Raw genomic sequence first — 26,251 nt, 5'->3', positions numbered from 1 at the left:
AGCGGCACCGATTCACAACCACGCACACAGCGGGACTTCTTCGCACGAGGACCACTGCGCGCGCTCCTACAAATCACGGAGTATCGCATGCTCGCCATACCCAAGGAAACTCACTGCCCGGCTGCCAGTCCAAGTCAGCGGCGGCTCGCTATTCAACTGGCCGACATGATCCCGGGTGCGGCCGCCGTCCGCGTCAGCCTCGTTGACCCCTGTCACCAGTGGCCCCACCCCCACGCCTCAGCAATGGACACGGCTGGCCAGCCGGTTCGCCTCAAGCGGGTCGTGGCCAAGACCGCTGCCCGCTGGGTGCTGCGGACGTGGCCCGACGCCGACTGGCGCCTGCCCCACACACTGGACCTCGGCACCGGAGAACTTGCCCTCGCTGTCGCCGGTCGGGGCCGCTGACATGGCCCGAATTCGATCGGTCAAGCCGGAGACCTGGGTCTCCGAGACGCTCGCCGAGGTGTCCATCCCGGCGATGCTCACCTTCCTCGGCATGACCAACCACGCCGACGACCACGGCCGCCACCGCGACAACGCCGCGATCGTCTACGGCCTCATCTGGCCGATGCGCGATGAGATCAGCAGGGCAGACGTCGAGGACCACCTGCAGCAGCTCGCCTCCGTCGGCGCCATCTGCCGGTACACCGGCTGCGACGGCCGCCGGTACTTCCACTACCCGACCTGGCACAAGCACCAGAAGATCGACAAGCCGAGTTTGTCGCGGCTGCCCGCGTGCCCGCACTGCGAGCCGGAGCGGTGCGGCGTCTGCAAGGGCCCGTGTATCCAGCGCGCAGCTCTCGCCGACACCACGGGGAACACTGCCGATGACGTCGCGAGTGCTCCCCGAGTATTCGCCGAAACGTCGGCGAATACTCCCGCTGGGCTTGACCAGCGGTCCGAGCCCTCTTTGGCACCGCCCGCGCCGACCGCATCTCTCGCCCCGGCAGCAGTGGCCTCTGCGGTCGATGCCGACTGCATGCTGGTTCCGGAGACCCGGAAAACCGCAGGTCAGACGGCATTCGTGGAGGATTCCCCGAGGGTTCGCCGAACCCTCCCGGAGGGCTCGGCGCCTGGATCTAGGATCTTGGATCCTGGATCTTCTTTCCCTACGGGGCGCCAGGCGCCCGACGCGGACACCGTCTCGGCCAGCCAGCTGATCGGCGAGTACGTCGCCGCCTGCGCCGAGCGTCCGCCGGGCAGCGTGCTCGGCCACCTCGGCAAGGTCGTCAAGACCCTGCTGGCCGAGGGCATCCCGGCCGACCACGTCCGCGCCGGACTGCGGCGATATGCCGAGATCCAGGGCCACCCGTCCCGGCTGCCGAGCCTGGTCAACGACGCCATGAACGCACGAGGCGCCGGTTTGGCGCGGCCGCGATTCCGGCATAACGTGCCGGCTCACCAGGCGTGGACCAACCCGGTCGACGCCGTCGCCGCCTACGCCGAGGAGCTGTGATGCGCACCTACCGCGAGCCGCAGACCCTCGCCGATGGCCCATCGGTGCTCGACCGGATGGCCCAGATCCTCGCCGCCCGAGGCATCGACCAGGCCACGGTCGACGCCCTGCCGGACGAGGAGGAGCCCTACTCGGCCCTGGAGGCCCTGTCCGCCGGGATGCTGCCCCGCTACCGCGACGCGGTCGCCGAGCACCCGCAGGTCCTGGCGTGGGCGCGGCAGGTCGCCGACCAGGCCGTCGCCCCGAGCACGGGTGCCCGACGCCAGGTCACCACCGGCCCCAGCCTGCTGATGGCCGGAGTCGTCGGCGCCGGGAAGACCCACGAGGCATACGGCGCCGTCCGCGCCCTGGTGCAGGCCGGCATCGGGGTCCGCTGGCGAGCGACCACCGCCGCCGACCTGTACGCGGAGCTCCGACCCGGGGCTGACACCGACGCCGAACGGGTGCTCGCGGCCTACAGCCGGGTGCCGCTGCTGATCCTCGACGACCTCGGCGCCGCCAAGTCGAGTGAGTTCGTCGAGGAGCAGACGTACCGGCTGATCAACCGCCGCTACAACCACATGCTCCCGACCCTGATCACCACCAACCTGCCGATCAAGGACCTCAAGACCTGCCTTGGTGACCGCGTCACCTCACGGCTCGCCCAGATGACCACCCGGGTCAGCTTCGAGTCGGTCGACCGCAGACGCCTCCAACACGCAGCCTGACCGCCAGCGCGCCCAGCCGCCCCACGGCGAGCTGCCCACCCTTACCGACCCAGCGCACCTCTCCGCCGACGCCGCCCCGCGCGCGGAGAGCGATCGGAGCAACCCCGCATGACCACCACCACGACCGGCCCTGTCCGCCACCGCATGCTCGGTGACCACACCTGGCAGGACCAGGCCGTCTGCACCCCGACCGAGCACAACCCCGTCGACCCGGAGACCTTCTTCCCCGGGCCGGAGGAAGCCGACAAGATCGCCACCGCCAAGGCACTGTGCGCCCAGTGCCCCGTCGCCCGCACCTGCCTGGACGCCGCCCTCGAAGGGGGCGACACCCACGGCATCCGGGGCGGACTCACCGAAGAGGAACGCGAACCCCTACACACCATGCTGGCGCACCGCCTTGACTACAGCCGGGTCAACGCCATCCTGGCCGGACGCGACATCCACCTCAGCAACGCCGAGCGCCGCGCGGTCGTCCTCGCCGGTTACCGCCAGGGTGTCCCGGTCGAGCGCCTCGCCCGGCTCCTCAAGATCACACCGCCGCACGCACTCAAGCTCTACCGCGAGACCCGCCGCGCGATCCGCCACCGGCAGATCGCCGAGAACGCCACCCGCGCCGCCACGATCGGCGACACCGTCAACCAGCTGAACCGCGACGACTTCGGGACGGCCGCATGACCACCGTCACCACACCGAACTCGGCACACGTCACCGCCTGGGACCGGGCCGTCGTCATCGCCCTCGGCGCCGCCGGCTGTGCGCTGAGCTTCTCCGCACTCCAGCAGATGGCGGTCGCCATCCATGTCCGAGGCACCCTCACCTACCTGTTCCCGCTGGTCGTGGACGGCTTCATCGCCTACGGCGTGCGCGCCCTGCTGGTGTTGCGCAACGCGCCGCTGCGGGCCCGCGCCTACGTCTGGACGCTCTTCGGCTCCGCGACGACCGCGAGCCTGTGGGCTAACGCGCTCCACGCGGTCCGGCTCAACCAACTGCACTCGGCCGACGGAGGCCTGAGGTTGGGCAACACCGTGGTAGCGGTGTTGTCCACCATTGCCCCGCTCGCGCTGGCCGGCGCCGTCCACCTCTACATCCTCATCGCCCGCGGACAGATTGACCTCGCTGACCGGCCCGGCCGCGGTGACCGAACAGCTGGCACCGACCTCGGTCAGGCCACCGCGGATGCTGACCGGGACGAGCGACCGGCTGCACTGACCGGCGGTCAGAACGGGGTCGGTCACTCCGGTGCCGGTCGGCCGGTCAGCCATCCGCTCACCGAGCCGGAGAACCGACCAATGCTGACCCCGGTCACCCCGGTCACCCCGGTCACCCCGGTCACCCCGGTCGGTTCGGTCACGCAGGTCACTCCGACCACCTCGGTCCCGGTCAGCCCGACCAAGCCCGCTGACCTGGGCGGTCACCCGGAAAGCACCCGGCCGGTCACTGACCGACCGGAAGACAACAAGCCGGTCACCGCCTCGCAGGTCACCCCCGCCACCGGTCAGCTGGTCACGCGCCCGGTCACCGTCCCGCCGGTCTCTAACCGGGACAGTGACCGCCGCACTGAGCTGGACACCGAGGACCTGCTGAAGATCGCCCGGCAGGCGGTCAAGGAGGAGGACAAGCTGACCCGCAAGGTGGTCGCCCAGGCGATCCGAGGTCAGCAGATCCCCCTGTCCAGCGACACCCTGACCCAACTGATGGCACAGCTCCGGGCCCAGCACGGTCAGCCGGTCACCACAGACCACGACTGACCGACCCGCATCGCCGGGGTGACCGACCACGTCACCCCGGCCGGTCACCCACCTGAACCACCGTCGAACGGAAGCACTCCAGCATGCGCACCACCCCCGCCACCTCGGCCGAGGCGGACTCCTGGCTCGCTGTCCTGCACCAGCGCGGCCACCTCCACCACATAGAAACCGGCCCCGACGGCACCCGAACCGTCCAGCGCGGCCGACATTCCCACCCCTGGACCCTCCACCACCCTGTCCTCGCCCTCGACTTCATCGAGGACCTCGTCCGCGAGATCCGCCAGCGCGACGCCGAGGCCAGCCGGTGACCGCTACCCGGTCAGACGGCACCACCGCGGGACTGGAGCGTGACCGTGATCAGGCTCCCGCCGGAGCAAGTTGTGGGGTAAGGAGTCCTTACCCCGCCCCCGCCCCCAAGGGGGCGCGGGCTCCTCGGTCGGCGGCAGGCCCAGGGGTGCCTGCCGACGACCGAGGAGTCGGCCCAGGGGTGCCGTCGAAGGGGGAGGAGCAGCAGAACCCGCCAGCTGCCGAAGCCGTCCGCGCCGCCGCCCGCCGACGCCTGCGCCAGAGCGTGCCGCGCGCCAACCGTGTCTGCCCCCGATTCAGCGATCCCGAGTGGTCCCTCCTGCAGCAGGCCGCCGGGCAGGTCGGCCTCGCCCTCGGCGGTTACACAGCTGCTGCCGCCGTGGCCGCCGCCGCGAGTGCCGACCCGAACGCCGCGGTCGCCGACTACCGGCGCGGCATCCAAGAACTCATGGAGTCCAACCGTCAGCTCGGCGCCGTCGGCAATAACCTCAACCAGCTTGCCCACTACGTCAACGCCGGCGGCCAGCCGGGCACCGAGCTCCGGCAGCTCCTGGCCCGTATCGAAGCCTCCATCGACGCGGTCGACGAGGCCGTCGAGTGGCTGGTCCGCCGGTGATCCCCAAGATCCGCACCGGCACCGACCGATCCTTCCCTCTCATCGACTACCTGTTCGGCCCCGGCAGGCACGAGGAACACACCGACCAGCACCTCGTGGCGAGTTGGAACGGCTTCGCGCCGGACCCGGGTCCCAACCCGGAGCGGCACCAGGTCGCCAAGCTCGCCAACCAGCTCGACCAGCCCGTCAAGGCCCTTGGCAAGCAGGCACCGGCCAACAAGATCTGGCACTGCTCGATCCGCACCGCCCCCGGTGACCGCCCTCTCGACGACTCCGAATGGGCAGCGATCGCCCGCCGCATGGTCCACGCCACCGGCATCGCGCCCGAAGGCGACACCACCGCCTGCCGCTGGGTCGCCGTCCGCCACGCCCCCGACCACATCCACATCGCCGCCACCCTGGTCCGCCAGGACGGCCGCCTGGCCGGCCTCAGCTACGACCGCCGTAAGGCCCAGGCGGAAGCCCGCCGCATAGAGAAGGACTACGGCCTGCGCCAGCTCACCCCCGGCGACGGCACCGGCGCCAAGAACCCCACCAGCCAGGAACAGTGGAAGGCCGAGCGCACCGGCCGCACCGAACCCCCACGCAAGACCCTGCACCAGGCCGCCCGTGACGCCCTCGCAGGAGCCGCCACCGAGGAGGAGTTCTTCACCCGCCTGCGCGACGAAGGCGTGCGGGTGAAGCTGCGGCACGCCCCCTCCGGCGACGTCCTCGGCTACAGCGTCGCCCTGCCAGGCGACCGCAACCGCGACAGCGAACCCATCTGGTTCGCCGGCAACACCCTCGCCCCCGACCTCTCCCTCCCACGCATCCGCCGCCGCCTCAACACCAGCCCCGCCACCGACACCCCGGAGCCGACTGCCACCTCGGCCCGCAGCGCTCGGTCCGCACCCGCACACCGCCGCCGCGAAGCCGCCAGCAGCGCCGATCACGCCGCCGCCGTCCTCGACCAGGGCGACGACCAGGCTGCCGCCCAACTCGTCGGCACCGGAGAAATCCTCGACGCCCTCGCCCAGACCTCCCCAGCCGCCACCCGCACCGAACTCCGAGAAGCCGCAGGCGCCTTCGAACGCGCCACACGCAGCCACATCCGCGCCGAGAACGCCGACATCCGCGCCCTGCGTTCAGCCGCCCGCGGAATAGTCCACGCCGGCGGCGCGCTCGGACGTGGAGAGGACGGCGGTACCACCGCCATGGTCCTCTCCACCCTTGTCCTGCTCACCCTGGCCGCCGCCCGCTGGCACTCCGCCCGGGGCCACGCCCAGCAGGCAGCAGCCTCCCGCCAGGCAGCCGAACACCTTCGCGCCGCTTACCAGCAGGCCGCCGCCGCCCCAATGCGAGCGATGCGTGAGATCGGACGCGCCTTGCCCGAGCCCGAACGCCGCCGTTACGACGCCACCATCCGAGCCGCCCTCGGCAAACCGGACAACCGCACCGACCGCCGATACGACGCCCTGGCAGCCACCCTGGCTGAGGCCGAGAAGGCCGGCCACGACCCCAGGGCCCTCCTGGAGGAAGCCACTTCCTGGCGGGAACTCGACACCGCCCGTAACACCGATGACGTGTTGGTCTGGCGCATCCGCCGCATCGCCGACCTGCCCTCCAACCCCACCCACCCCGCCAAGACGATGACCAGCTTCACCAGCTCCACCCGAACCAGGCCCGCACCCGGACGCACAGGCACCCGCACCGAAACGCCAGCACCCGCCCGCCCGTCCACCGACCCCCACCGCCCGACACCCCGACGCTGAGCATCAGGCCTGGCACACACCCGCCGCCGCGGCATCACCCCGAAACCCCTCGACACCCACCTCCACCAGGTGTTACCCAACAACCAGCACCGCCCGAACGGAGAGCCCGTGCCCAGAACCACCGAACAGCCCACCACCACTCCCTCCACGCCCACCGTCCGGCCGACGGCCAGCGACCCGCTGCTCCAACTGGCCTACGAGACGGCGCCGCCGAGCGGTCCGGACGCGATGCGAGGCGCGCAGTGCCCACACGAGCTGTCGCTGCGCGGCATGCCGGTGGTGTGCTCCGCCTGCCGGGCACGGCGCGACTGGCTGCTGATCAACCACCGTCGCCACGTGTGGGTCCGCTGCCGGTGCGGGAACGAGTGGCTCGAGCCCGAGATCACCCGCAAGGACTTCGACGCGATGCTCACCGACCCGACCTGGACGCACTACCCGAATCTCACTCAGGCGTGCGTTGCGCTGGGGTTCGACGGGTCGTTCGCCGGCCTCTACCTGGAGTAACGAGCGGTGTTGCATCGGATGCAACATTCAGCATGACCCGGTACAGGCCGCTGCCCTGCTGTTTTCCGAGGGAGCCGACTCTGAGTCGGCCCCCTGTGCAGCATCAGAGCCGGGGCGCGCGTAGCCGATGCAACGATTCCCAATGATGCTGTCAAGCCGCAGGAGCGACGCCGTGCACGGCCGAGACACCCCGGCTCGGTCACGTCTCGTCCGGGCCGCCGGTTGCTGCTGTCTGCCTGCTTCTCGAGCTGGAGCGCGCTGGCGCCGCTAGCGTCGTGGTGCCCGGCTACGCTGACTGCGGCGAGCGCCGCCCACTCACCCGTTGGCACCCGGACGGGGCGCGAATCCGCGCCCGCTGCACCCGGGCCCGCACCGCCGATCCCTGCGACACCCGTTCTGGGACTGCACTTGGTGCGTGACCTCGACGCGAACGTTGGCCGGGCCAACGAAGCGCTGCCTCGGGCCCGGCACCGGACCGCTCAGGAGAGGTCCGTCCGTGCTCCCGCGAGGACCCGGACGCTGTGGCGCGGGTCGCCGCGTAGGACCCGAAGAATTGACTCGGCTTCAGGGCACTTCGCGGCCGTGCTGGCGGCGGCCTGGGCCAGGGTCCGACGCACGCGGCAGTCGCGGTCGCCGGCGAGGTTCAGGGCGGTCTTGTGGTGGCGGGCGGGGAACCGCATACACAGCACGGCGCTGGCCTGGCGGACACCGCAGTGGTCATGGGTGGACAGCAGAGCCGGGTCGACGCTGTCCGCGGTGTCGTCCGGGAGTCTGCACAGCGCAGCAGCCGCCTGTTGGACGTCGTGTTCGTCGTGGCTGCGCAGGAGGTCGACTGCCTGATCGCGGACCCAGGCGTGCTCATCGGGGCTGGAGGCCGCTGCTGCCGCGAGTATGAGCCCAGAGCCGCGCAGCGACGCCGATCCGATGTTCACCTTGAACGCGCTCAGCGGATGTGGACTGTCCGTAAGTACCTCGCTGAGGAGGCCGTCGAACTTGTTGTTGTTGATCACCAGGCCTGTGACGGCCTGGAAGGCGTGCCGCCGCTCTTGCTCTGGCCGGTCCACGACCAGGTTCCTCGCCGCCACCAGAGCCTCTTGCCGGGTCACTGCGACCTCCCGTGCGTCGCCAGCGATCGCCAGGAGTTGCTCCAGGCACGCTTTCCGGTCGTCATCGTTCAGGCCGGGCGCGTGGCCGACCTGGTAGGAATCGGGCACGAGGGCGGTGCCGATGGCGGCGACGCCAGGTGTGGGTGCGGGACGCTGAAGAATGCGGTCGCGGGCTTGTTCGGCCCGCATCAGTACCGTCGGATGAGTGGGCTCGAACAAGGCGCGCACAACATCGGCGAGGTACAGGCCTTTGTCATCCAGGTGGCCGATGCGGTTTCGCAGTTCGGCGATGTCCTCGTCGGACAGCCCTGGGTCCCGCGCCGGGGCGGGACCGCCCTCGGGCGTGCGGATCAGACCGATCAGCTCGTCGCTCACCAGCAGTTCGAGTGCCTCTTGGACTCCCACCCCTGCCAGGTCGAACAGTCGTGTGAGGGCGCACTTCGCGAGGCTGGGATGGGATTTGGCGATCGCCAGGCACGCCTGGGCGTGGCCCTGGTCAGAGTGATGGAAGTGGTTCGGCTCGCGAAGCACGTCCACGGCCAGCAGGTCCAGGAGTTTGACGGCCTGCTCAGGGGCGCTGCGGCCGGCTAGCGAGCAGGCGGTCCGGGTGGCCTGGTGGGTGAGTGGCCGGGTGGGCGACTCGGTCAGCTCGCCGGCGCGGCCTCTCTCCGCAAGGGAGATCACGGCGCTCATGAGTTCCTGCGCCGTGTCGTCGTCGATGAGGTCGGCCTGTGCCTCGACCAGCCCGGTGTAAGCGTGAAGGACCCACCAGGGCGCGTCACCGATCGGGGCACTGGCCAGTTGGCGGTCGCCCACCGTCGCAGCCAGTTCCTGCAGCTTCTGCGTCTGGCCGGCGCGGCCGTAGAGGCTGACCGCCAGCTCTGGTTCCTGGTTCGCGGCGTACAGGTCGGCCAAGAAGCCCAGTGCCTCGAGCTCGCCGCCCCAGTCTCCTGTTACGACGGCGTCGACCAGCCAGCGACGTCCCGTCAGCACCGCCTCCAGCGGGGTGTCGTTCCTCTTCGCGGACAGAGCGTGGTCGCGCGGCTCACGAGCACGCGCCAACAGTCGGGCTGTCCCGGTGCCACGTAGCGCCTGTGCAAGCCGGTGCTCGTCGTCCAGGTCCCCCCAGGGACCGAACAGGGTGTTCACTGCGCGGATCGCATACAGCCAGTCGGCGGAATCCTCGGCCAGCCCAGCGTGGATCGCGTCCTGCACAGCAGCGCGCCAGTGGTCCACGGCCAGGTCAGCGCTGCTCTCCCAAGCGCACCGGCGGGCCTCGCGTGCGTTCACCCAGGCCGCCAGCCGTCCCGGCACCTGATGCCGGCGGGCCAGTCGCTGAAGCTCGGCGCGTTCGGCCGGGTCGTACTCGGCACGGATCAGGCGAAGGCGCATGAGCGTGTCGTGTGCCTCGGGTTCCTGCGTCCGTTGCTGATTGATGGCACCGCGGATGAGCGTGTCCAGCGTCGGCAGTAGTTCCGGCGCCCAGACCAGGGTGTTCTCGGTGAGCAGCAGCACCAGGACGGACCGGTACTTCGGCTCGGATTCTGTTGGGTTCTCCAGCGCGGTCCGCAGCGTCTCGCTCGGTCCCAGCGGGTGAACAGCGACCTCAAGCCCTGCACGCACCAGCTCCGCATGACGCTTGATCAAGGGTGCGGCCGCGCTGTCGGCCTTGACTGCCTCCGTCACCATGCGCTCGAGCTGGCCAACCAGGGCCCGGGGCTCGCTCGTTTCGCCGGCGTGGATTGCGTGGACCGCCAACTGCCCCGCCAGGCCAGCCGCCTCGACATAGAGACGGGCGCCCTGCAAGGAGTCGAGCTGCCTTCGCCTCAAGACCGTCGCGTGGCCGAGGAAGCCGGCCTCCTCCAGTTGCCCAGCCAGTTCCGCGTAAAGGCGGGCGGAGACCTCAGGCGCCGTGGCACGTTGCTCTTCAGCCTTCCGGAGCAAAGGGGCTACGGCACTGGTATTCAGAGGGCCGATGAGGATCTGCTCGGCCTGTTCGACGCGGTCGGGCAGCGGCACAGGAATCCCCGCGGGAGGGGCGTCCGTGCAGAACGACTTGGCCGTCTCGCGTGTCCAGAACCGGGCGACCACATTGCCGAGCGACCGAAGACGCTCGTTGATCTGCTCGGACCCCCACAGCTCTAGGACGAGGTCGGGGTGCTCGTTTTCGAGGGCATCGAGCTCCTCAGCGAACTGGGTGCTTTCGGTGGAGCCCGATGTCGCGACGATCAGATGCTGAGCGCCGAACGGCCGCCGACCGCTGGCGAACTTCTCAACTGCTGCCCGCAGAACGGCAGGCGTGAACTGCTGATAGTCCTTGCACTGGACCACCGTGTAGCCGTCCGGGCCGCGTCCTGCCAGGTCGATCCCGTGTTGCGGCTGGCCCTGCACGCCGTAGCGGCGGAACTTCACCCGGTGAAGTCCTAGTCCGCTTTGGCAGACCGCGAGCATCAGCTTCTCGAAGCGGTCCCAGCCAACGTGGAGGTTCAGGTCCTCACAGGGGGGCACGTTGCCCGGGGTGCCCGGCTCTGGCGAGGCCTTGAGGGCAGGGTCTTGCATGTAGTCCTGCCACGCGGCATCAGGCCCATCTGCCCCGGCTGGGGGCGAGGACGACGTGGTGGCCGTTGGCAGGATCGGGTCGGCATCTGACACGCTCCCAGTCTGCGGTATGGCACCGACAATCCGCGGGACCGGCTTCGTAGGCACCATGGGGGAGGTGGGCGGACTCGGGAGAATCTTTCGACCATACGGAAGGTCCGGTTGTAGGGGTGTCTGTCCGACGGAAGCTCACTCGGGTACAGCCAGTCGTGCGAGGCCGGCGCCCGAGCTCGTCAGAGATCCCGCGCGGCCCACAGGACCAGCTGCCGCAGACCGTAGGTCCGGGCTGGCGCTGCCCGACTGACCGCCGAGCTGCCGCGACTCGCTTGGGGTTGGGTGACATGGGCAGTCGGCCCGGAAGTCGCAGCCGAGCCGCTATTCCCCGCCTTGGACGTGGCCCTCGGACGAGCTGTTCAGGGTGGTGTGCAGGACCGCCTCCTCGACGGTGGCTTCGCCAGAGCGTACGGAGTTCGCGGCGTTGGCGACGATCAGCTGCAGTACGGCGGGGGCATCGGAGAAGCGCTCATGGATGGAGAGCGTAGGTCCCGCGAGTTCAGCTGCCGGTTGGGTCGGCTGTTTCGGCTGCGCTGGCCAGGTCGCTGCGGTAGCCCTGGCCGAGCGGCTTCCAGTTTCGGAGGGTGGCGGGCTTCCAGCGTGGGCGGTCGGGGATGCTCTCGTCGTCGGGGGCGGGCAGTGTGCCCCGGCTCTTGCGGCTGCGGGCGGCGCCGACGCTGATCCCGAAGTGGGTGGCGACCTCGGTGTAGCCCCAGAGCTGCTGGTCGTCGGCCATGCGGTTCCTTCCTCGGTGTTCGGTGACGAGGGTACGCGGGCTGGACGGGTGGGCGTACGGCAAGGCCGCCCCTGCCGGGTTGGCGCGGGGCGGCCTTCGTGCGGTGATGGTCAGGACTCGGCGAGCCGGTTGGCGAGTTCGAGGGCGGCGGTGGCCACCCTGAGAGCTGAGCACAGGCCGGTGACCTCGTGGACGGTGGGGCGCACGAGCTGCGGCCAGTAGTCGGGGGCACAGGGCCAACTGGCGAGGTGCGCGTCGATGGTGGCGAGTCCGAGGCGGGCGGTGACGTCCCAGCCGGCCTGGGCGGCGGGTTCCCACTGCAGGAGGATGCGGCCGAAGGGAAGTCTGGGGGCTGTGTTGGGAACCCAGAGGACGGTGATCGGGTGCTCGGGGGCGGAGGGTGCGGTGTGGATGAGTGCTCCGGTGGCCCAGGTTGGCATCGGGTGCAGGGCGAGCCGGTCGAGGGAGTGGGGGGTGTTGGGGCGGTAGTGGGTCGGGATGGGTGGCTCCTTCGAGCGGGGTTCAGGTCCAGGCAAGTTCGTCGCGGACTGCGGTGGGCAGGTAGTCCTCCTGGCCGTCCTCGGCGAGGTAGGCGTGGCCGTCGTGGACGACGACGGTGCTGGCCAGCAGGTGCGTGAAGGGCCAGTCCGGGTTCACAGCGAGGCGGATGCGCAGGTTTGGGTCGAGGTTCTGGAGCTGGGTGAGGAGGTGGCCGACGGTCAGGTACTGCGGCAAGGCGGATCTCCAGGAGGTTCGGAACGGAGGGTGGTTGAGGAGCCGGACGGTCACGGGAGGTCGGGGCGGGGCAGAACGAGGACGAGTTCGTCGGCGGGCCACGGGTCGCAGCTCTCCCACGGGTAGCTGGTGGAGAGGACCACGGTGCCCTCTAGCCCCTCGACCTCGGGGGTGCCGCAGACGCCGCATCCGCACTCCGGGTCGTACGGCTGGGGGATAGCCGGGTAGGCGCCGCAGGCGAAGTAGTCGGTGCTGCGCAGGCGGCCGTCCGGGGTGGCCGCGAAGGCCGAGACGATCAGGTCGCCGGGGCGGACGCTGTCGGCGCGGACGATGCGCAGGTCGGGTCGGGTGAGTGCGGGGTGGGCGGCGGGGTGGTCGGTGGTGGCGGTGACGATGACCGGGTGGAAGTCGACGTGACGGATGCTCAGGGTGGTGGGGTGGTCAGCGGGGCGGTAGGTGCGCAGTGGCAGCGGCTGGTCGTCAGTGTCGAGCGAGACCGCCAGGCCGTCGTCGGTTAGCCGGTCGAGGGACCTGGCGACCGAGCGGTCGCGCAGGCCCAGCGCGGCGCCGATCTGGTGGACTTGGGCGTCGCCTGGCGTGTTGGCGAGGTGGGCGAGGACCCGCGAGTCACGCTTGATCTCCCTGGCGCCAGTGAGGGCCATCCAGAGCCCGTTGCCACTGAGGACGATGGTGAGGAGGAGGCCACTGGAGTGCGGCTGGAAGGTGAGGATGGGGGCGAGGCCGCATGCGGCGCTGGCCAGGCCTATTGCGGCGGTGGCCGAGCCGGGGATGCGGTTGAGGTCGATGCGGGGCTTCAGGAGGTTGGTCTTTCCGGTAGGTCGGTTGCGGTCAGCGGTTGGGGGTGGCGATGAGCGCGGCGAGGAAGGCGGCGACGGCTTCGGAAGGGGTGTGGATGCCGAACTCCTGTGTCCAGGCGTCGGCGTCGGCGGGGCGGACCTGGATGCGCCAGACGATGCCGCGCTGCCAGGCGCCCGGGTCCTCCGGCAGCCAGCCGACGTACAGCCGACCGTCGGGGCTGGCGCAGTGCACGTTCGCCTCCGGGGTGTCGACGATCGGCCAGCCGAGGCCGCCGAGCAGGGCGAGCACGGGCTCCGCGCAGTGGTCGGTGGAGAGCCAGGAACGGTCTTTGACGGTCGGCTGGATGGGGCGGGCAGGAGGCTGCCGGGGGTGCTCATCGGGTGCGGTCCCTTTGTTGACCTGCGGTTTTCGGCGATACGAGTACGTTGACATGCAGCGTGCCGAAGTTCGTAGTCAATTCCGAGGTAATCCGGTCTGCCGTGGGCGAACTGGAGGGAATGGATCAGCGGTTCCGGGTGCTGAAGCAGGGTTACGGCGCAGGGCCGTGCACGGGCCCGAAGGGGGAGAACGGTATTGGAGCCGAGCAGAGGCCGGGACATGGCGGCGCTGGCGCGCAAGATCCGCAGCACGGGGCGGCCGTGGACGATGGGCGACACTGTGATGGTCGCCGACGGGCAGTGGGCCGTACGCACGGAGAGCTGGGCTGAGCGGGCACAGGTCGAGCAGGTCCGGGCCCGGGTAGAGGACGGTCAGCGGGTGGAGTTGACGGTGGAGGAGCTGGCCCGCGCGGTGGGCGCCGCCGACCCGGGCGCTCACCGCGATCCGGCCACGGACTGACCAGCGGCTACCGGCGGTTGGCCGCTGCTGGGGCTGCGACGGCGGCGGCTGGCGGGGCGGGCCGGTCGGAGGGCAGGCCTCGCACGCGGGACTGCGTGGTGCGGGCGGTGGCGGCCCGGACGCGGTCGGCGGCGGGCTGGTCGCCGCCGGCCTTCAGGAAGGCGTCGCGGGCGTCGATGACGTGGCCGATCGACGCCAGGGCGGCGTTGCTCTCGGCGTAGTTGGTCCGCAGTGCGAGGGCGGACTCCGATATCCGGTCGAGGTCGTAGAACGCGGGCGTACGGCCGGGTCGAGTGAGGGCGTGCAGACGTTCCCAGTGCACGGCAAGGGAGTTGGAGGATGTGGCTAGGTAGCTGCGGGTCTGCATCACCGCGCGCAGGTGCGGGTCCTCGACGGGCCGGCGCTCCGCCTCCTTCTCCAGTTCGGCGATCGGTCGGCCCCAGGCGCGTTCGATCATTGCGTCGGCGTGGCCGAGGGGGTGGTGTCGGACATGGCGGCCTCCAGGTGTCAGTGAGGTCGGGTCAGCGAGTGGGTCCGGCGGACGTGAACCTCTGTGGCGTCGGGGGCTGGGTGGCGGTGGGGTTGGCGAGCGTGGAGGCGGTCGCCCGAGGTGCGGTGCGGGCGGTGGCTGCCTGGATGCGTGCAACCTCCAATGGGCTCGGTGCGGTTGGCGTCGCGGTGGCCTGGGAGGGGAGGTGGTCCAGGTCGATGCGCCGCAGGTACCGGTAGGCCGGTGCCGGGTTGGCGATCGCGGTGGCGAGCTTCTGGAAGAGGTGCTCGGGCAGGTGGGTGGAGGCGGTGGCGTACCAGACCTGTCCGGGTGGGCCGACCTCGATCAGCCAGCGTTCGGTGTCGCCGACGATCTCGTCCGAGTGCGTCAGGTGGTTGTCGCGGTAGTGGAGCCGGATCTGCTGGTCAGGGGACTGGTAGGTGAGGAAGGGGGTGGTCGGGCCCATGGTCCAGCCGTCGGCGAGGAGTTGGAGGCAGGTGTCGACTCCGGTGGTGCGGCTGTCGCGTTTCAGGTAGGCGTCGGGGCCGTGGGCGTAGGCGGCGGCGAGGTGGGTGGTGAAGTCCGCGACGACCTCGGGCGGGGTCTGGTAGTCGAAGGAGACGAGCCACTGCGGCGGGGCGAAGGCGTCTGGGCCGGCGCTGATCTTCCACAGCGCTCGACCGCTGAACTCGGGAAGGTGCGCCAGGCGTGCACACAGGTCCGGCGCGGTGACGAAGGTGTTCCCCGGCTCGTCCCGACTGAGGGCCCAGCCGGCATCGAGTAGGGGCTGGATGGCGGCGGAGCCGTCGGCGTCGGCGTTGGCGAGGTAGCGGGGCGCGATCCGGTATTCGCGGGGCTGGTTGGGGGTGTTGGGCATGGCAGGTCCTGGGCGGTGGGTCAGCGGGTGGGGCCGGCGAGCGTGAAACTCGGCGGCATGGGCGGCCGGGTGGCGGTGGTGTAGGCCAGGGCGGAAGCGGGCGGACGAGGGGCAGCGATCGAGCGGGCGGTGGCGGCCTGGATGCGCGCGACCTCCAGCGGGCTCGGCGCGATCGGTGTCGCGGCGGCTTGGGTGGGCAGCCGCTCCAGCTCGGAGCGCACCAGGTGCCTGGGCACCGGGACCGGGTTGGCGATGGCGGTGGTGAGGGCTTGCAGCAGGTGGTCGGGAAGGTTCGAGGTGGCGGTGGCGTACCAGCGGTGGCCTGGCGGGCCGACCTCGAACAGCCAGCGCTCGGTGTCGCCGGCCGCCTCGGCCTCGTGACGCAGGTGGCCGACCCGCCGACGCAGGACGACGAGTCGGTCGGGTGACTCGAAGGACAGGAGAAGGGGCTCGGAGTTGTCCATGACCCAGTCGGACGCGCGCAGTCGGTCGGTGACATCGAGCCCGGCACTGGCGCTGCCGCCCAGGACTGAGCTGGGCTCTGCGGAGTGGGCGGTGGCGAGGGCAGTGGTGAACTCGCCGACGATCTCGGGTGGAGCCGATAGGTCGAGGGTGACCAGCCACTCGGGCGGGGCGAAGGCGTGCGGGTGCGCGCTGATCATCCACAGCTCGCCGCGCTCGTCCTCGGGCAGGAACCCGACGCGCAGGGTGTGGTCGGGGGAGGCGACGATGACGTTGCCCAGCTCGTCCCGGCTCAGGGCCCAGCCTGCGTCGAGTAGGGGCAGCAGGCCGGGGTCGCCGGTGTAGATGGAGCCGGCGAGGTAGCGGGGCGCGACCTGGTACTCGCGCACCCGCTCGGGGGTGTTCGGCATCTCGGGTTCCTGGGGTTCAGCGGCGGCGCGCGGCGGTAGGCGCGGGGCAGACGGGTGGTGTGCTGGACGGCGCCGTGCAACCAGCCGGCGCCTGGCGGGGGCGGGCGCCTCCTGGGGGCCGCTGCACGGTGGCGAAGGCCAGGTGGCGGGTGGGGATGTCACCGGCCGCCCGTTGCACGGGTGCCGGGTCGCTGAAGGCGAGGGCGGCGCTCACGAGGGGGTAGAACGGCTCGTCGATCGTGAAGTCCGCACGCCAGGACGGGCGTTTCGGGTCGCCGGCGAGCATGCTCCAGGACGGCGGGACCTGGCCGGCGACCTCGGCGTTGCGCGGTTGGTAGCCGATGCGGTGCCGGTAGCAGGCGGTCAGGTCCGGGGCGACCTGGTCGTGGTGGCCGGTGTAGTCCCTGGGGCCGGGCAGTGGCCGCCAACCCCGGTCGGCCAGGACGGAGGCGGGAGTGTCGGGAGTGTAGTGCGCGCCGCCCGGCAGGTAGTCGCGGTGCCGGCTGCGCAGGCCGTCGGCGAGGACACTCGTGAAGGCGGAAGTGATCTCGGCGGGCGTGCCGGAGCTGAAGGTGGCCCGCCACAGGGGCTCGGCACCCGGCCGGATGAAGCCGTGGACGAACCAGGAACCCAGGTTGTCGGCCGGTCCCTCGCGGGTGAGGACAGCGGTCTGGCAGGGGCTGGTGAAGCGGTGGCCGCCGTCGGGCGTGCCGGTGCGGCTCCACCCGAAGGTGGTGGTCAGCGGGGCGGTGATCAGCCAGTGGTCGCCGGGACCGGCGAGTCGGAGCGGCTGGACGAGCAGAGCAGGGGCGGAGTGCACCGCGGGCTCCTTGATTTGGTGGGGAGCGGGCCCGCACACCGTGCGCGGCGAAACGGAGTCGGTGCGCGGGCCCGGGGCGGGGATAGGGCGCGGGTCTGTGCTGGGGAGCCACGGGGGTCATCGGCCGCGAGCGGGGCCGGAGGCGGTCACGACGGCCACGGGTATCCGGGGCTGCTGCGCGTGGCTGAACAGCGCGGTCGGCACCGCGGTTCGGCGCAGGGCTGCTGCTGTGCGGGCAACGGCCGGGTCGGTGAGGGTGCGGACAGCGGTCGGCACCGGGGCTGTAGGTGAGGGCGAGTGGCGGTTGTCCCAGCGCTGGATCGCCGCGTAGACCGGGCCGAGCGCGCGTCCGGCCTCGGTGAGGGTGTACGGATCGCCGTGCCGGGGGCCGGTGCGGGTGACCAGGCCGTCGGCCTGGAGCTGTGTGAGTCGGGGCACCATCAGTTGCTCCTTGACGCCGACAGCTTCGGCGAGACGGGTGAAGCGCGTGGCGCCTTCCTCGGAGAGCAGTTGGACGACCTTGGTGGTGTTGAGCGGCTGCAGGCGGCGCAGAGCGTCCTCGATCCGGTCCTCCCGCCCCCAGCGGCCCTGGGCGACGTTCTCTGCGGACCACTGCGCCAGCGACCGGTACACGGGACCGAGAGTGAGTGCCTGTCGGGTGAGGCGGTAGGGGGCCGTGCGGTCGAACTCGGCGTCGCGCACCACCAGGCCGGCCGCATGCATGGTGGCCAGGCGCTTGCTCACGAACGGCTGACCGACCGACGGGAGGTGCTGGGTGAGGTCGCGCACCCGCATCTCCGGGCCGTACTTGGCGATGGTGTGGACGACCTGGGTGGTCCACCTCGGGGAGAGCCGGCGCAGGACGTCTTCGACGCGTTGCGGATCGGCGACGGTGATCGCGGCGGAGGTGGTGGTGGCAAGCTGGACGGTCATGATCGTTTCTCCGGAGATCAGCGGGTGCGGGAAGGAAGCGTGGGCAGGGGCGCCGTGGCAGCGCTCGGTACGGGTGCGATGCGCGGGGCGGGGGCGGGGCTGCGGTGGAGCGCCGAGAGAACTCGCCGGCGGTCGGCGGCGTACGAGGCTTCGAGGGCGGCGAGGGCGTCCTCGCCTTGTGGTGTCAGCGAGAGCAGGCGGCCTGGTTGGTGCGGAGCAGGGTTGGTGTCGGCGATGACGAGGCCGTCCGCGATCAGATCCGCAACCGTCTCCGGGAATGGGTCGGCGCCCATGCCACTGCCGTAGGTGAGGAACTTCTCGCCGCTGACTGGGTCCTCCTGGAGCCAGAGATCGCCGCGCTTGATCTCCTGCAACGCCCGTCGGTCGAAGCCCTTCGGATCGTCCCTGGCTGCGGTGCTGAGCGGGGCGAACCCGGCATCCGCCGACTGGTCGCCTGCGACGGGAGTGTTGTCCCGTCCGTGCCTGCGGACGGGCTCTGGCGGCAGTGGTCCTGCTTCAGCACGCTGCTCGTAGGCGTAGATCGCGCGGGTGAGCTGCTCGTGTGCCGCGCCGAGCCGGGTGGCGATCAACTCGATCTGGAAGCCGGCGGATTGGATGACGCTGGTCACCTCGCGCATGGTGGGGTGGTCTTCACGGGCGATTGGCTCCGGCGGCTCGATCACGCGCTGGATTCGGATCGTGAGGTCACGGTGGAGGAGGTCGACGTCCCGTGCGGCGGTGGCGACTGTTCGGGCGAGGTGGTAACTCGGGCTGTCGGGTGGGTGGTTGGCGGATAGTGCGCGGGGATCCTCGGCACCGAGCCAGGAGTAGACGCGGTGGGCGCCGGGGCGTTTATGCGGGTCGTGGGGGTTCACTCGGCTGCCTCCATGCGGGCCAGCAGGGAGCGGATCAGGGTGGGCAGGCTCCCGGGGCCGTCGCCGATCCGGACGTCGCTCGTGGCCTCGGCGAGGATGTCCTGGGCGTCCTCGATCAGGCCGCTGCTGATCTCCATGCAGGCGTCGGTGATGGCAGCGGCGGCCCGCAGGGCGTCGGCGAGAAGCTCGATGTAGGCGCCGGGCGTCATCCCGGCCGCCTCGGCGGCGCTGCGGATCGCGGCCAACTCCAGGGCGCTGAAGGCGTAGTCGAAGCCCTCGTCGTCCTCGTCCGGGCTGAGTACAGCCTCGCCGGGCTTCAGGACGGGGATGCCCGCGCGGGTGCAGATCGCGTCCACGGCCGTGGTGAGTTCGGCGAGGGACTCGGTCAGCCAGCCCAGGGCGGAGGCGTAGGAGGCGAGGGTGAACAGGCCGACGGGGGTGGCCGGCAGTGGCTCGTCGAGCAGGTTCTCCAGCCGGAGGTTCAGCTCGGCGACTACGCGGGGTCCGGCGGCGAGCGGACCGAGTACGGGGTGGAGGTAGGAGCGGGTGGCCGGGGTGGAGTATTCGGCGGTGAGGATGGCGGCGACGGCCTGGGCGGCGTCGGTGAGCCAACCGGCCAGGTCGGAGCGGCTGGGCGTGGCGGTGGTGGTCATCAGCGGGCCTTTCGGGCAGTGGTAAGGGCGAAGCCGGGCGAGGTGGTGGTGTAGGTGGTGCCGGCGGGGCTGCGGTTCTGCGGGTAGCTCGCGGAGCGGGCGCGGGCTGCCCGGACGCGGGCTTCTTGGGTTGCCCGGATGCGGGCTTCCTGTTCCGGGTCCATGTCGTCGGTCAGGGTGAGCCCGGTGCGGCCCAGGCGGTTCTGGGCGGAGCGGTAGACCGCGTAGTCGAGCCGGGGGCCGGCGGCGACGAGGTAGACCTCGCGGGGGTGCGTGGAGGTGGGTGGGGCGTCGCGGAACTGCACCACCAGGCGGTGGCTGGCCAAGTCAGTTCCAGCGCCGAGGACGATCTTGTGGAAGCCCTCCAGGCGCCCGTCGAGGCGGCTTGCGACGCGCTCGCCGTGGACCAGGTCCTGCAGGTGCAGCAGGGCCTGGTCCCGTATGGGCTCGGGGAGTTGGCGAAGGTCGGCGATGGCGTCGGGGTGCGCGGCGAAGGCGAACTTGGCGCGGCTCACAGTGACCTTCCCAGGGACTGCGGGGAGTTGACGGGGATGTCGGCAGCGGTCGGGACAAGGCCTGCCGCCAGGACACCGTGATGGAAGAGGACGTTCGTCATGCGGCCAGTCCCAGCCGGTCGGGCGTGCTCAGGACGCGGTGGTTGGGCCGGGCCGGGCTGGTGGTGCACGCGGCGAACGGACCGTCCGGGGCTCGCAGTTGGAGGAGCGCGTGGTCGAGGTGGTCGCGGTGCCACGTCGAGGGGCCGGTGAGGCCGGCCTCCGCGTCGGTCAGCTGCTGCCAGGCGAGCCACAGCCCGTGGAGGCGGGCGACGGCCTCCTGGTGCTCATACCAGCGCGAGCACCAGGGGCGGGTGGAGCTGATCTCCCGGCCGTAGGTCGGCAGGAGGATGTGGGTGACCCAGTTGCCGAGCGCGGCCAGCTCGGCGGCGTACTCCGCGCCGCCCATAGCGAGGATGAACACCGAGGCCGGGCCGTCGGGTTCGGCCTCGGGGGATTCCGTGCCGTGCGCGGTGGAGTCGGCGCCGAGGCGGTCGAGGAGGATACCGTGCTGGCGGACCTCGGCGATGGTCTTCGCGAGGGTGCTGACGAGGTCGTCGAGGTCCGCGTCGGGGATACGGATTGGGTCGGGCTCGGGGCACCGGCGGTCGGGGCGGACATGGCACATCCAGGTGGTTCGGGCGGACAGGAAGGGCGGCAGCGAAGCTGGTCTTCTTCGGCAGGTCACGGGCGAACTCCAGAGGTCGGATGGGAAGAGGATCCGCAGATACGGCGGTTTGGTCCGGACGCCAATTCGTGCTAGACGCAGACCAGATGGGTGTCGGCGACGAGGCGCGATCCGAGTGCGACGGCCTCGGCGAGCGTGTCGGCGAGGGGGTGGCCGGCGGCGGCGAGCTTGGTGGGGTGGTGGAGGCCGCCGGTGTGCAGCACAGCCGTAGCTCCGTTGGCGTGGGCGGCGTCGGCGTCGTCGAGGGCATCGCCCACCAGCAGCACCCGGTGGCCCTGGCCGGTGAGGCCGAGCGCGTCCAGGTGGGTGGCCAGCGGGGCGGCCTTGGTGCCGCCGGACGGGCCGGTGCGCCCCTCGACACGGTTGAAGAAGTAGCCGATCCCGGCTTCTTCGACCTCGCGCAGCAGGGTGTCGTGCGGGCACAGCGACAGCAGCGACTGGGTGTGCCCGGCCTCGTGAAGGGCCGTCATCAACTCGACGGCGCCGTCCCGGATCCGGACGGGCTGGGCGCGCAGGTGGTCCAGGAACGCGCCGTCGCTGGCCAGCCACTCCTGCTCGGTGATCTCGCGTCCCAGCAGGCGGGCGTAGAAGGCGGGGATCGGCACGGTGTGCTTGGCCCGGTAGGTCTCCCGGTCGACGAGGTCGCCGCCGAGGGCGGGTAGCGTCGCGTTCAGCGCGTTGACGTGGTCGTCGAGGTCGTCCTTGACCGTGCCGTTCCAGTCCCACACAACATGCATGGCGGAGCGGGAGGTTGCGGTGGCGAAGGTGGTGTTCATGGCGGTTCTTTCAGCTGAGCTGGTGTGGGGGTGGTCAGGCACGGAGGTGGTCGTTGAAGCGCCGCAGCAGCCACAGCGCGGCGTAGGCCCCGGCGAGCGGGACGAGGGCGACGAGCAGCGGCCCGCCCGAGTTCGCGAGGGAGGCGAGGCCGGTGCCGGCGGCTTGGCCGACGCCGATGGAAGCGATGAGCCAGGCGCATGCCTCGGTCGTCTCGCCGTCGGGGGCGAGGCGTTCGACAGTCACGAACGCGGCGGTCAGCAGCGGGGCGAGGAAGGTGCCGGGCAGCACGGCGACCAGGGCGGCGACGGCGGGCACCGGGTCGTTCAGCAGCGGTAGCCACCCGGCGGCGAAGCCGAGCGAGGCGGCCACCAGGTGCCGGGCCGGGGCGCCGGCCCAGGCGCGTCGGCCGTAGGCCAGGCCGCCGAGCATGCTGCCGACGGACAGCGCGGCGGGCATCACCCCGGCCAGCCACCCGGCGTGGTGGCGCTCGGCAGCGGCCAGCGCGAGCACGTTCACCGCGCCGAGGGCGACTCCGGTCCCGCACAGCGCGGCGAACAGGACACGCAGGCCCGAGACACGCAGCGGGCCCAGCCAGTGCGCCGGGCCCGCAGCGGCGGTCGGCACCCAGGACCGTGAGGGTGCGGTGGAGGCGACGATCCCGGAGCCGAGCAGGCCGAGCGCCGCGGTCGCCACGAGGGCGCCGTGGGCACCGATGATGGCCGAGGCGCTGGTGGCCAGCAGGGGGCCGGCGATGAAGACCAGGCCTTGGGAGCTGCTGTCCAGGGCGAGAGCGGTGCGTCGGCGTTCGGGGTCGGGCAGCAGCACCGGCCACAGGGCGCGCAGGCCGGCCTCCAGTGGCGGCGTCGCCAGCCCGGCGGCCAGGACGGTCAGCGCGGCGAGCACCGGGTGGCGCACCGGCCCGGTGCACGGAAGCAGCAGGAACCCGGCGCTGGCGATGAGCGTGGAGGCGACCAGGACGCGGGTCTGGCCTTGGCGGTCGACCAGGCGTGCGAGCAGCGGCTGGCCGACCGCGGCGGCGAGCCCGTGCAGGGCACCGAGCAGTCCGGCCAGGGCGAGCGAGCCGTGCTCAGTCCGCACCAGCAGCAGGATCGCGATCGGCGCCATGCCGGTGGGAAGCCGGCCGATCAGGGTGCCGCCCAGCAGGCGGGCGACGTGGCGGGTGCCCAGGACAGCCCGGTAGCTGCTGTCCTGGGCCGGGCCGGAGGCGGCGGGGGTGGTGCGCAAGGAAGGGGTCCTTCGGTCGTGCGGCATCGGCGGTGCGCGGGCAGGCGCCCGGTGGACCGGGGCATACGCAGGCATGACAGCCCTCTCGGTTCGTGCGGCTGCCGGGGAGAAGAGTCCGGATAATCCGCGATTTGGCCTGGCCGGAAAAAGGAGGTACAAGCCCCCTCTCGACAGACCTCCCACGGGCTCGGGTGTCAAACAGCGAGTGGTGAGGCCAGATTGGACAAGCGGTCACCTCGCCGCACGGATGGGCGACTCGCTATCGCAGCCCAGGCGAATTGCCATCGGGCTTCCGGTCCGGCTCGCCACCGGGAGATCCCGTGTCGGACTCGATCTCTAGGGTGATCCGTGGAGCAGATGACTCGATGGAAGGCAGAGATGACTGAGGTGCACAGCGACGTGCTCGTCGAAGCGTTCTACGGCGACGGGTGGGATCCCTCGACTCGTTCGACAGTCCGTCCAATCCCCCGAGGGGAAGCCGCCCGGCGAGACGCGGTAGGCGAGCCGTACGCCGTCGTGCTCGCCGCCCTGGGGCAAGAGCTTCCCGTTGCTGTGCTGCATGTTGCCTGGGCTGACCACTACCTGGGCATTTGGCAGTTCGACGGCTTGGGCCGCCGGGCGTTCGAAGCCGACCTGCGCAAGCTGGAGCCGGGCAGGCTGTTCCTGCGCCACCTGGCCGAGTGGCGATACGAGCAGGAGGATCTCCCCGATCTCGCTGACGAAGCCTTGAGACGGACCGTCGACTTGTATCCGGACGGGAAAAACAGCCAAGGCCTGTACCCACGCGGGCGCGGCGGCGGCTCAAGGCATACGCTGGTCGACCTGCCGCGTGACCGGTGGTGGCTGCCGCTTCCGGAATTCGGGCGCTGGGCACACCTGCTGGCGGCACCCCAGTTCGGGTTGAAGGGAACATTCAAGCTCGTCGAGGAGACATCTGACATCGCACCACAGCCGGCCACTGGTGCCGCAGGGCCCTTCGGCTGGCAGCCGCCGGTGCCGGCGGCTGCGCCCTGGCCCGAGGAGTTGTTCACTCCAGGGTTCAGGTTCACGCATCAGTATCGGTCGGAGCCGCTCACCATCGAGCCGGTGAGAACGGTGACTGAGATCGCCTTGCCAGCAGGCAAGCTGGCGGTCTGCGATCCCTCGTACCTGCCCAACGGCACGGAGGGTGAGCCGCTGGTGATCGAAGTTCCGCCCGGCGTCTATCCGGTGCAGGAGACCGGTGCCAGCTACGAGGGCGAGATGTTCGGCGACCGCTTCGCCGCCCGCGACACGTTTGCCGTGCGTCTGGTGGTGAGCCAGAAGCCGACCGCTTGCTGGACGATGGCAGTCCCGCCAGGCATGGACGTGAGGCTGCTGCGTGACGGCCAGTACTTCGGCTTCGGCGTCGACTCCGCCACAGGCTGCTTCGTCGACCTCGCTGCTCGAACCGAACTGGGCCGCCGCTACATGCGGGACCTTACCTCCGGCGGTGGTGACGACATCCACGACATCGATGGCGGCTACAGCAAGGTGACCAATGACGTCACCGGGGCCGAGATGGTCACCTTCATGTTGGGCGGAGACGGCGTCTACCCGGTCTGGGTGGGACGTGACGACACAGGCGAGGTCACGGCGGTCGTAGTGGCGGACCGTTTCGAAGTCGGCTATATGGAACCGTTGACTTCATGAGCCAGGGCATCAAGCAGCGAGTACCTGGGAGTGATGCGACCAGGCGGTCGCATCGTCGTACATCGTGCCGGTCTTGAGCCAGCCGTGCAGAATGCCGACGAGCTGGCGCAGGGCGGCGTTGGTTCAGCGTCCCCTTCCACGGTGCGGCGACGTGGTTGGCGTCGCGCGCCTTGGGGATGATCAGTTCCGGGGCCGCGAGGTAGAGCACCTTCAATGCGGCCTGTTCGGGCGGGAAGTGGCCGCGGTTGCGGTGGCCTTCCGCAGCCCGGAGTTGATCGACTCGATCATGTTCGTGGAGTACACCATCGTCCTTATGGTCGGCGGGGACCTGGAAGGGGTGAGCCATGCGGCCGCAGCGGGGCCGACTGGGCGGCTCTAACTGGCCTCTTGAGGTCGGTCTGCGGAGCGGGAAGCCTGCGGTGGCTGGGCCGTCCTTGCGGGCTGCGTGTCAGCGCGGCGCTGACGCGAGCCGACTGATCCGGCAGCGGCTGCGGCTGGGGAGGCGAGCCGGCCTTGCCCCAGCGGGCGCGGATGTCGTCGAGCGGGTCGAGGGCGTGTAGTGCATGGCCGATCAACTGCCCGGGAGCGAGTCGCTGATCATCGGCATGGGCGGCGATCCGCAGCGCGGCGCCGGCAGCTGTGCGGGTCAGAGAGGACCGCAGAAGCTGCTCGCCGAGCCACTCTGCCGAGCCGGCGCCCGGTCCACCGAAGAGGTCGTCGAGCTGGTCCTGCGAGAGTGTGCCGCCAGCCAGCAGGCCGCGCCGCTGGACCTCCCACAGGGCGGTCACGTTGTCGATCGGCTCACCCCGGTGATGGAGGGCGCCCAGGCAGCGGTAGACCTGGCCATGGCCGGCGTCGGCGAAGTCACCGGGCCGCAGCCAGTCGTACACCTCTGCCATCGCCCCGGGCTGGCTGACGAGGACGGCCAGCAGGAATCGCTCCTCCTCGGTCTCCTCGGGCCCGACCGGCGACGGCTTCGAGCTTGCCGCTGCTCCGGCAAGGGGGACCGGTCGGGGCTCGGAGCCCCAGCGGCGGGCCAGATCGCCGAGCACGCCCGTCAGGACATCGGCCTGGTGCAGAACGCCCTCGACCTCCTGCCGGTCGGCTTCGGTCCGGGCGACGTGCTCCAGACGGACGGCGTGCTCCAGCACCGTGCGGTGGATGGAGCCTTCGAGCACCATCCGGCCATACACGGGGGCGTTCTGCGCGCGCGGGCACGCGGCGATCAAGGTGTGTGGGTACGAGGCGGTCAGGCCGCGTACGTGGCGGCCAGCCTCGGTGAGGATGTCGGTCACCCACGACAGCGGCACGTTGCCCTTGGCATCGAGGGCGGGGAGCCCGTTGGTGCGCACGGTCCGCATCGCGGCGAACAGGGCTCGGTGGGCGGGGCGATAGAAGTCGGCGGGCGTCAGCCAGGACAGCCTGTCGAGCTGGGCCGGGTCGAGCAGGACCGCGCCGAGCACGGCCTGCTCGCCCTTGAGCAGCGCGTCCATCACGGCCCGTCCGTTCGGGCAGCCGTCCGCTCGTCCCGCAGCCGGGCGACCTCGTCGTCGGCTGCGGCCAACGCGGAGGCGAATCGGTCCAGTTCACCGGTGAAGGTCGGATCGGTTGCCAGGATCGATTCGGCGCCGGTGACCAGCCACCACTGGTTTCCCCGGCGGACGGCTGAGGAGCCTGCCAGCTGATCGGAGCGGGGAAGGTGGGAAGCGAAGGGAGTGGGGTCGAGCATGGGTAACTCCTTGTGGTGGTAGCGGGGTTCACGCGGCCAGGGTGAGCTCGGCGGTCGCGAGGACGCCGGACCGAGGAGGAGTACAGCGGCCGGG

29 protein-coding genes and 1 pseudogene are annotated in these 26,251 nt (G+C 70.9%); 10 read left to right on the top strand and 20 right to left on the bottom strand.

Features of this window, described 5'->3' with window-relative positions; all coding sequences use genetic code 11:
- The first annotated feature begins 406 nt into the window (after positions 1 to 406).
- The 8 genes from E6W39_RS06785 to E6W39_RS06750 all read left to right on the top strand — a co-directional run bounded on the left by E6W39_RS06785 (position 407) and on the right by E6W39_RS06750 (position 7,088).
- Entirely contained in the window at positions 407 to 1,456 is a 1,050-nt protein-coding gene (locus E6W39_RS06785; RefSeq protein WP_141632754.1) for a hypothetical protein, read from the top strand.
- Positions 1,456 to 2,163 (top strand): ATP-binding protein, encoded by a 708-nt coding sequence (locus tag E6W39_RS06780; protein ID WP_141632753.1) that lies wholly within the window; start codon positions 1,456 to 1,458, stop codon positions 2,161 to 2,163. The genes E6W39_RS06785 and E6W39_RS06780 overlap by 1 nt, the downstream gene beginning before the upstream one ends.
- Positions 2,164 to 2,271: 108 nt before the next feature.
- A complete protein-coding gene (locus E6W39_RS06775; RefSeq protein ID WP_141632752.1) occupies positions 2,272 to 2,838 on the top strand; it encodes a WhiB family transcriptional regulator in 567 nt (188 codons plus the stop codon).
- Complete coding sequence (locus E6W39_RS06770) at positions 2,835 to 3,911, top strand: DUF2637 domain-containing protein (RefSeq protein ID WP_141632751.1); 1,077 nt, start codon at positions 2,835 to 2,837, stop codon at positions 3,909 to 3,911. Before E6W39_RS06775 ends, E6W39_RS06770 begins: the two co-directional genes overlap by 4 nt.
- 83 nt (positions 3,912 to 3,994) lie before the next feature.
- Entirely contained in the window at positions 3,995 to 4,219 is a 225-nt protein-coding gene (locus tag E6W39_RS06765; protein ID WP_141632750.1) for a hypothetical protein, read from the top strand.
- A gap of 179 nt (positions 4,220 to 4,398) precedes the next feature.
- On the top strand, positions 4,399 to 4,833 hold the full coding sequence (locus tag E6W39_RS06760) for a MobC family plasmid mobilization relaxosome protein (RefSeq protein ID WP_141632749.1): 435 nt from the start codon (positions 4,399 to 4,401) through the stop codon (positions 4,831 to 4,833).
- Positions 4,830 to 6,584, top strand: a complete 1,755-nt coding sequence (locus E6W39_RS06755) for a relaxase/mobilization nuclease domain-containing protein (protein ID WP_141632748.1) — start codon at positions 4,830 to 4,832, stop codon at positions 6,582 to 6,584. The genes E6W39_RS06760 and E6W39_RS06755 overlap by 4 nt, the downstream gene beginning before the upstream one ends.
- A gap of 108 nt (positions 6,585 to 6,692) precedes the next feature.
- Positions 6,693 to 7,088, top strand: a complete 396-nt coding sequence (locus E6W39_RS06750; RefSeq protein WP_141632747.1) for a hypothetical protein — start codon at positions 6,693 to 6,695, stop codon at positions 7,086 to 7,088.
- Positions 7,089 to 7,567: 479 nt separating this feature from the next.
- Here E6W39_RS06750 and E6W39_RS06745 read toward each other — a convergent pair whose 3' ends face one another.
- From E6W39_RS06745 to E6W39_RS06720, 6 genes are all read right to left on the bottom strand, one after another.
- Positions 7,568 to 10,846 carry a PDDEXK family nuclease gene (locus tag E6W39_RS06745; RefSeq protein ID WP_181799136.1) on the bottom strand — a complete coding sequence of 1,093 codons (3,279 nt, stop codon included), beginning with the start codon at positions 10,844 to 10,846 and terminating at the stop codon, positions 7,568 to 7,570.
- 499 nt (positions 10,847 to 11,345) lie between these two features.
- Entirely contained in the window at positions 11,346 to 11,582 is a 237-nt protein-coding gene (locus tag E6W39_RS06740; protein WP_141632745.1) for a MarR family transcriptional regulator, read from the bottom strand.
- 110 nt (positions 11,583 to 11,692) lie between these two features.
- On the bottom strand, positions 11,693 to 12,022 hold the full coding sequence (locus E6W39_RS06735) for an esterase (RefSeq protein ID WP_228718004.1): 330 nt from the start codon (positions 12,020 to 12,022) through the stop codon (positions 11,693 to 11,695).
- An 82-nt stretch (positions 12,023 to 12,104) separates the two neighbouring features.
- On the bottom strand, positions 12,105 to 12,317 hold the full coding sequence (locus tag E6W39_RS06730) for a hypothetical protein (RefSeq protein WP_141632744.1): 213 nt from the start codon (positions 12,315 to 12,317) through the stop codon (positions 12,105 to 12,107).
- 50 nt (positions 12,318 to 12,367) lie between these two features.
- Positions 12,368 to 12,979, bottom strand: a complete 612-nt coding sequence (locus E6W39_RS06725) for a MarR family transcriptional regulator (RefSeq protein WP_141632743.1) — start codon at positions 12,977 to 12,979, stop codon at positions 12,368 to 12,370.
- A gap of 187 nt (positions 12,980 to 13,166) precedes the next feature.
- Positions 13,167 to 13,568 carry a DUF317 domain-containing protein gene (locus tag E6W39_RS06720; RefSeq protein WP_228718003.1) on the bottom strand — a complete coding sequence of 134 codons (402 nt, stop codon included), beginning with the start codon at positions 13,566 to 13,568 and terminating at the stop codon, positions 13,167 to 13,169.
- A 141-nt stretch (positions 13,569 to 13,709) separates the two neighbouring features.
- Between E6W39_RS06720 and E6W39_RS06715 the strand changes: the two genes are divergently transcribed.
- Positions 13,710 to 13,973 (top strand): hypothetical protein, encoded by a 264-nt coding sequence (locus tag E6W39_RS06715; protein WP_323808991.1) that lies wholly within the window; start codon positions 13,710 to 13,712, stop codon positions 13,971 to 13,973.
- Positions 13,974 to 13,980: 7 nt separating this feature from the next.
- Here the strand turns inward: E6W39_RS06715 and E6W39_RS06710 are convergent, their stop codons facing one another.
- From E6W39_RS06710 to E6W39_RS06660, 11 genes are all read right to left on the bottom strand, one after another.
- A complete protein-coding gene (locus E6W39_RS06710; RefSeq protein WP_141632742.1) occupies positions 13,981 to 14,430 on the bottom strand; it encodes a hypothetical protein in 450 nt (149 codons plus the stop codon).
- A gap of 64 nt (positions 14,431 to 14,494) precedes the next feature.
- The gene (locus tag E6W39_RS06705; protein ID WP_141632741.1) at positions 14,495 to 15,340 is read right to left on the bottom strand and encodes a DUF317 domain-containing protein; all 846 of its coding nucleotides are present in this window, start codon (positions 15,338 to 15,340) and stop codon (positions 14,495 to 14,497) included.
- A 20-nt stretch (positions 15,341 to 15,360) separates the two neighbouring features.
- The gene (locus tag E6W39_RS06700) at positions 15,361 to 16,212 is read right to left on the bottom strand and encodes a DUF317 domain-containing protein (RefSeq protein WP_141632740.1); all 852 of its coding nucleotides are present in this window, start codon (positions 16,210 to 16,212) and stop codon (positions 15,361 to 15,363) included.
- Positions 16,213 to 16,228: 16 nt separating this feature from the next.
- Entirely contained in the window at positions 16,229 to 17,032 is an 804-nt protein-coding gene (locus tag E6W39_RS06695) for a DUF317 domain-containing protein (RefSeq protein WP_141632739.1), read from the bottom strand.
- Between the two features lie 117 nt (positions 17,033 to 17,149).
- Positions 17,150 to 17,965: a winged helix-turn-helix transcriptional regulator gene (locus tag E6W39_RS06690; RefSeq protein ID WP_141632738.1), complete on the bottom strand. Its 816-nt coding sequence runs from the start codon at positions 17,963 to 17,965 to the stop codon at positions 17,150 to 17,152.
- A 17-nt stretch (positions 17,966 to 17,982) separates the two neighbouring features.
- Positions 17,983 to 18,840, bottom strand: a complete 858-nt coding sequence (locus E6W39_RS06685; protein ID WP_141632737.1) for a hypothetical protein — start codon at positions 18,838 to 18,840, stop codon at positions 17,983 to 17,985.
- Positions 18,837 to 19,493, bottom strand: coding sequence for a hypothetical protein (locus E6W39_RS06680; protein ID WP_141632736.1), 657 nt, complete (start codon positions 19,491 to 19,493; stop codon positions 18,837 to 18,839). The genes E6W39_RS06685 and E6W39_RS06680 overlap by 4 nt, the downstream gene beginning before the upstream one ends.
- Complete coding sequence (locus E6W39_RS06675; RefSeq protein WP_141632735.1) at positions 19,493 to 20,008, bottom strand: hypothetical protein; 516 nt, start codon at positions 20,006 to 20,008, stop codon at positions 19,493 to 19,495. Before E6W39_RS06675 ends, E6W39_RS06680 begins: the two co-directional genes overlap by 1 nt.
- A 97-nt stretch (positions 20,009 to 20,105) precedes the next feature.
- On the bottom strand, positions 20,106 to 20,675 hold the full coding sequence (locus E6W39_RS06670; RefSeq protein ID WP_141637578.1) for a DUF4913 domain-containing protein: 570 nt from the start codon (positions 20,673 to 20,675) through the stop codon (positions 20,106 to 20,108).
- 131 nt (positions 20,676 to 20,806) lie between these two features.
- Positions 20,807 to 21,511 carry an HAD family hydrolase gene (locus E6W39_RS06665; RefSeq protein WP_141632734.1) on the bottom strand — a complete coding sequence of 235 codons (705 nt, stop codon included), beginning with the start codon at positions 21,509 to 21,511 and terminating at the stop codon, positions 20,807 to 20,809.
- Between the two features lie 34 nt (positions 21,512 to 21,545).
- Positions 21,546 to 22,757, bottom strand: coding sequence for an MFS transporter (locus tag E6W39_RS06660; RefSeq protein ID WP_181799135.1), 1,212 nt, complete (start codon positions 22,755 to 22,757; stop codon positions 21,546 to 21,548).
- Between the two features lie 378 nt (positions 22,758 to 23,135).
- Here E6W39_RS06660 and E6W39_RS06655 point away from each other — a divergent pair, with 378 nt between their 5' ends.
- Positions 23,136 to 24,428: a DUF4241 domain-containing protein gene (locus E6W39_RS06655; protein ID WP_181799134.1), complete on the top strand. Its 1,293-nt coding sequence runs from the start codon at positions 23,136 to 23,138 to the stop codon at positions 24,426 to 24,428.
- A gap of 118 nt (positions 24,429 to 24,546) precedes the next feature.
- Here E6W39_RS06655 and E6W39_RS44485 read toward each other — a convergent pair.
- The 3 genes and pseudogenes from E6W39_RS44485 to E6W39_RS06640 all read right to left on the bottom strand — a co-directional run.
- A pseudogene (locus E6W39_RS44485) lies at positions 24,547 to 24,752 on the bottom strand (transposase); the annotation flags it as partial.
- Positions 24,740 to 25,921: a DnaB-like helicase N-terminal domain-containing protein gene (locus tag E6W39_RS06645; RefSeq protein ID WP_141632731.1), complete on the bottom strand. Its 1,182-nt coding sequence runs from the start codon at positions 25,919 to 25,921 to the stop codon at positions 24,740 to 24,742. The pseudogene E6W39_RS44485 and the gene E6W39_RS06645, both read right to left, overlap by 13 nt.
- A complete protein-coding gene (locus E6W39_RS06640; RefSeq protein WP_228718002.1) occupies positions 25,921 to 26,157 on the bottom strand; it encodes a hypothetical protein in 237 nt (78 codons plus the stop codon). The genes E6W39_RS06645 and E6W39_RS06640 overlap by 1 nt, the downstream gene beginning before the upstream one ends.
- Between the last annotated feature and the right edge of the window lie 94 nt (positions 26,158 to 26,251).

It is taken from the genome of Kitasatospora acidiphila (genome assembly GCF_006636205.1).
Classification (GTDB): domain Bacteria; phylum Actinomycetota; class Actinomycetes; order Streptomycetales; family Streptomycetaceae; genus Kitasatospora; species Kitasatospora acidiphila.
Note: the sequence above shows the minus strand (reverse complement) of the source record. Positions and strands in the feature narration are given on the sequence as shown.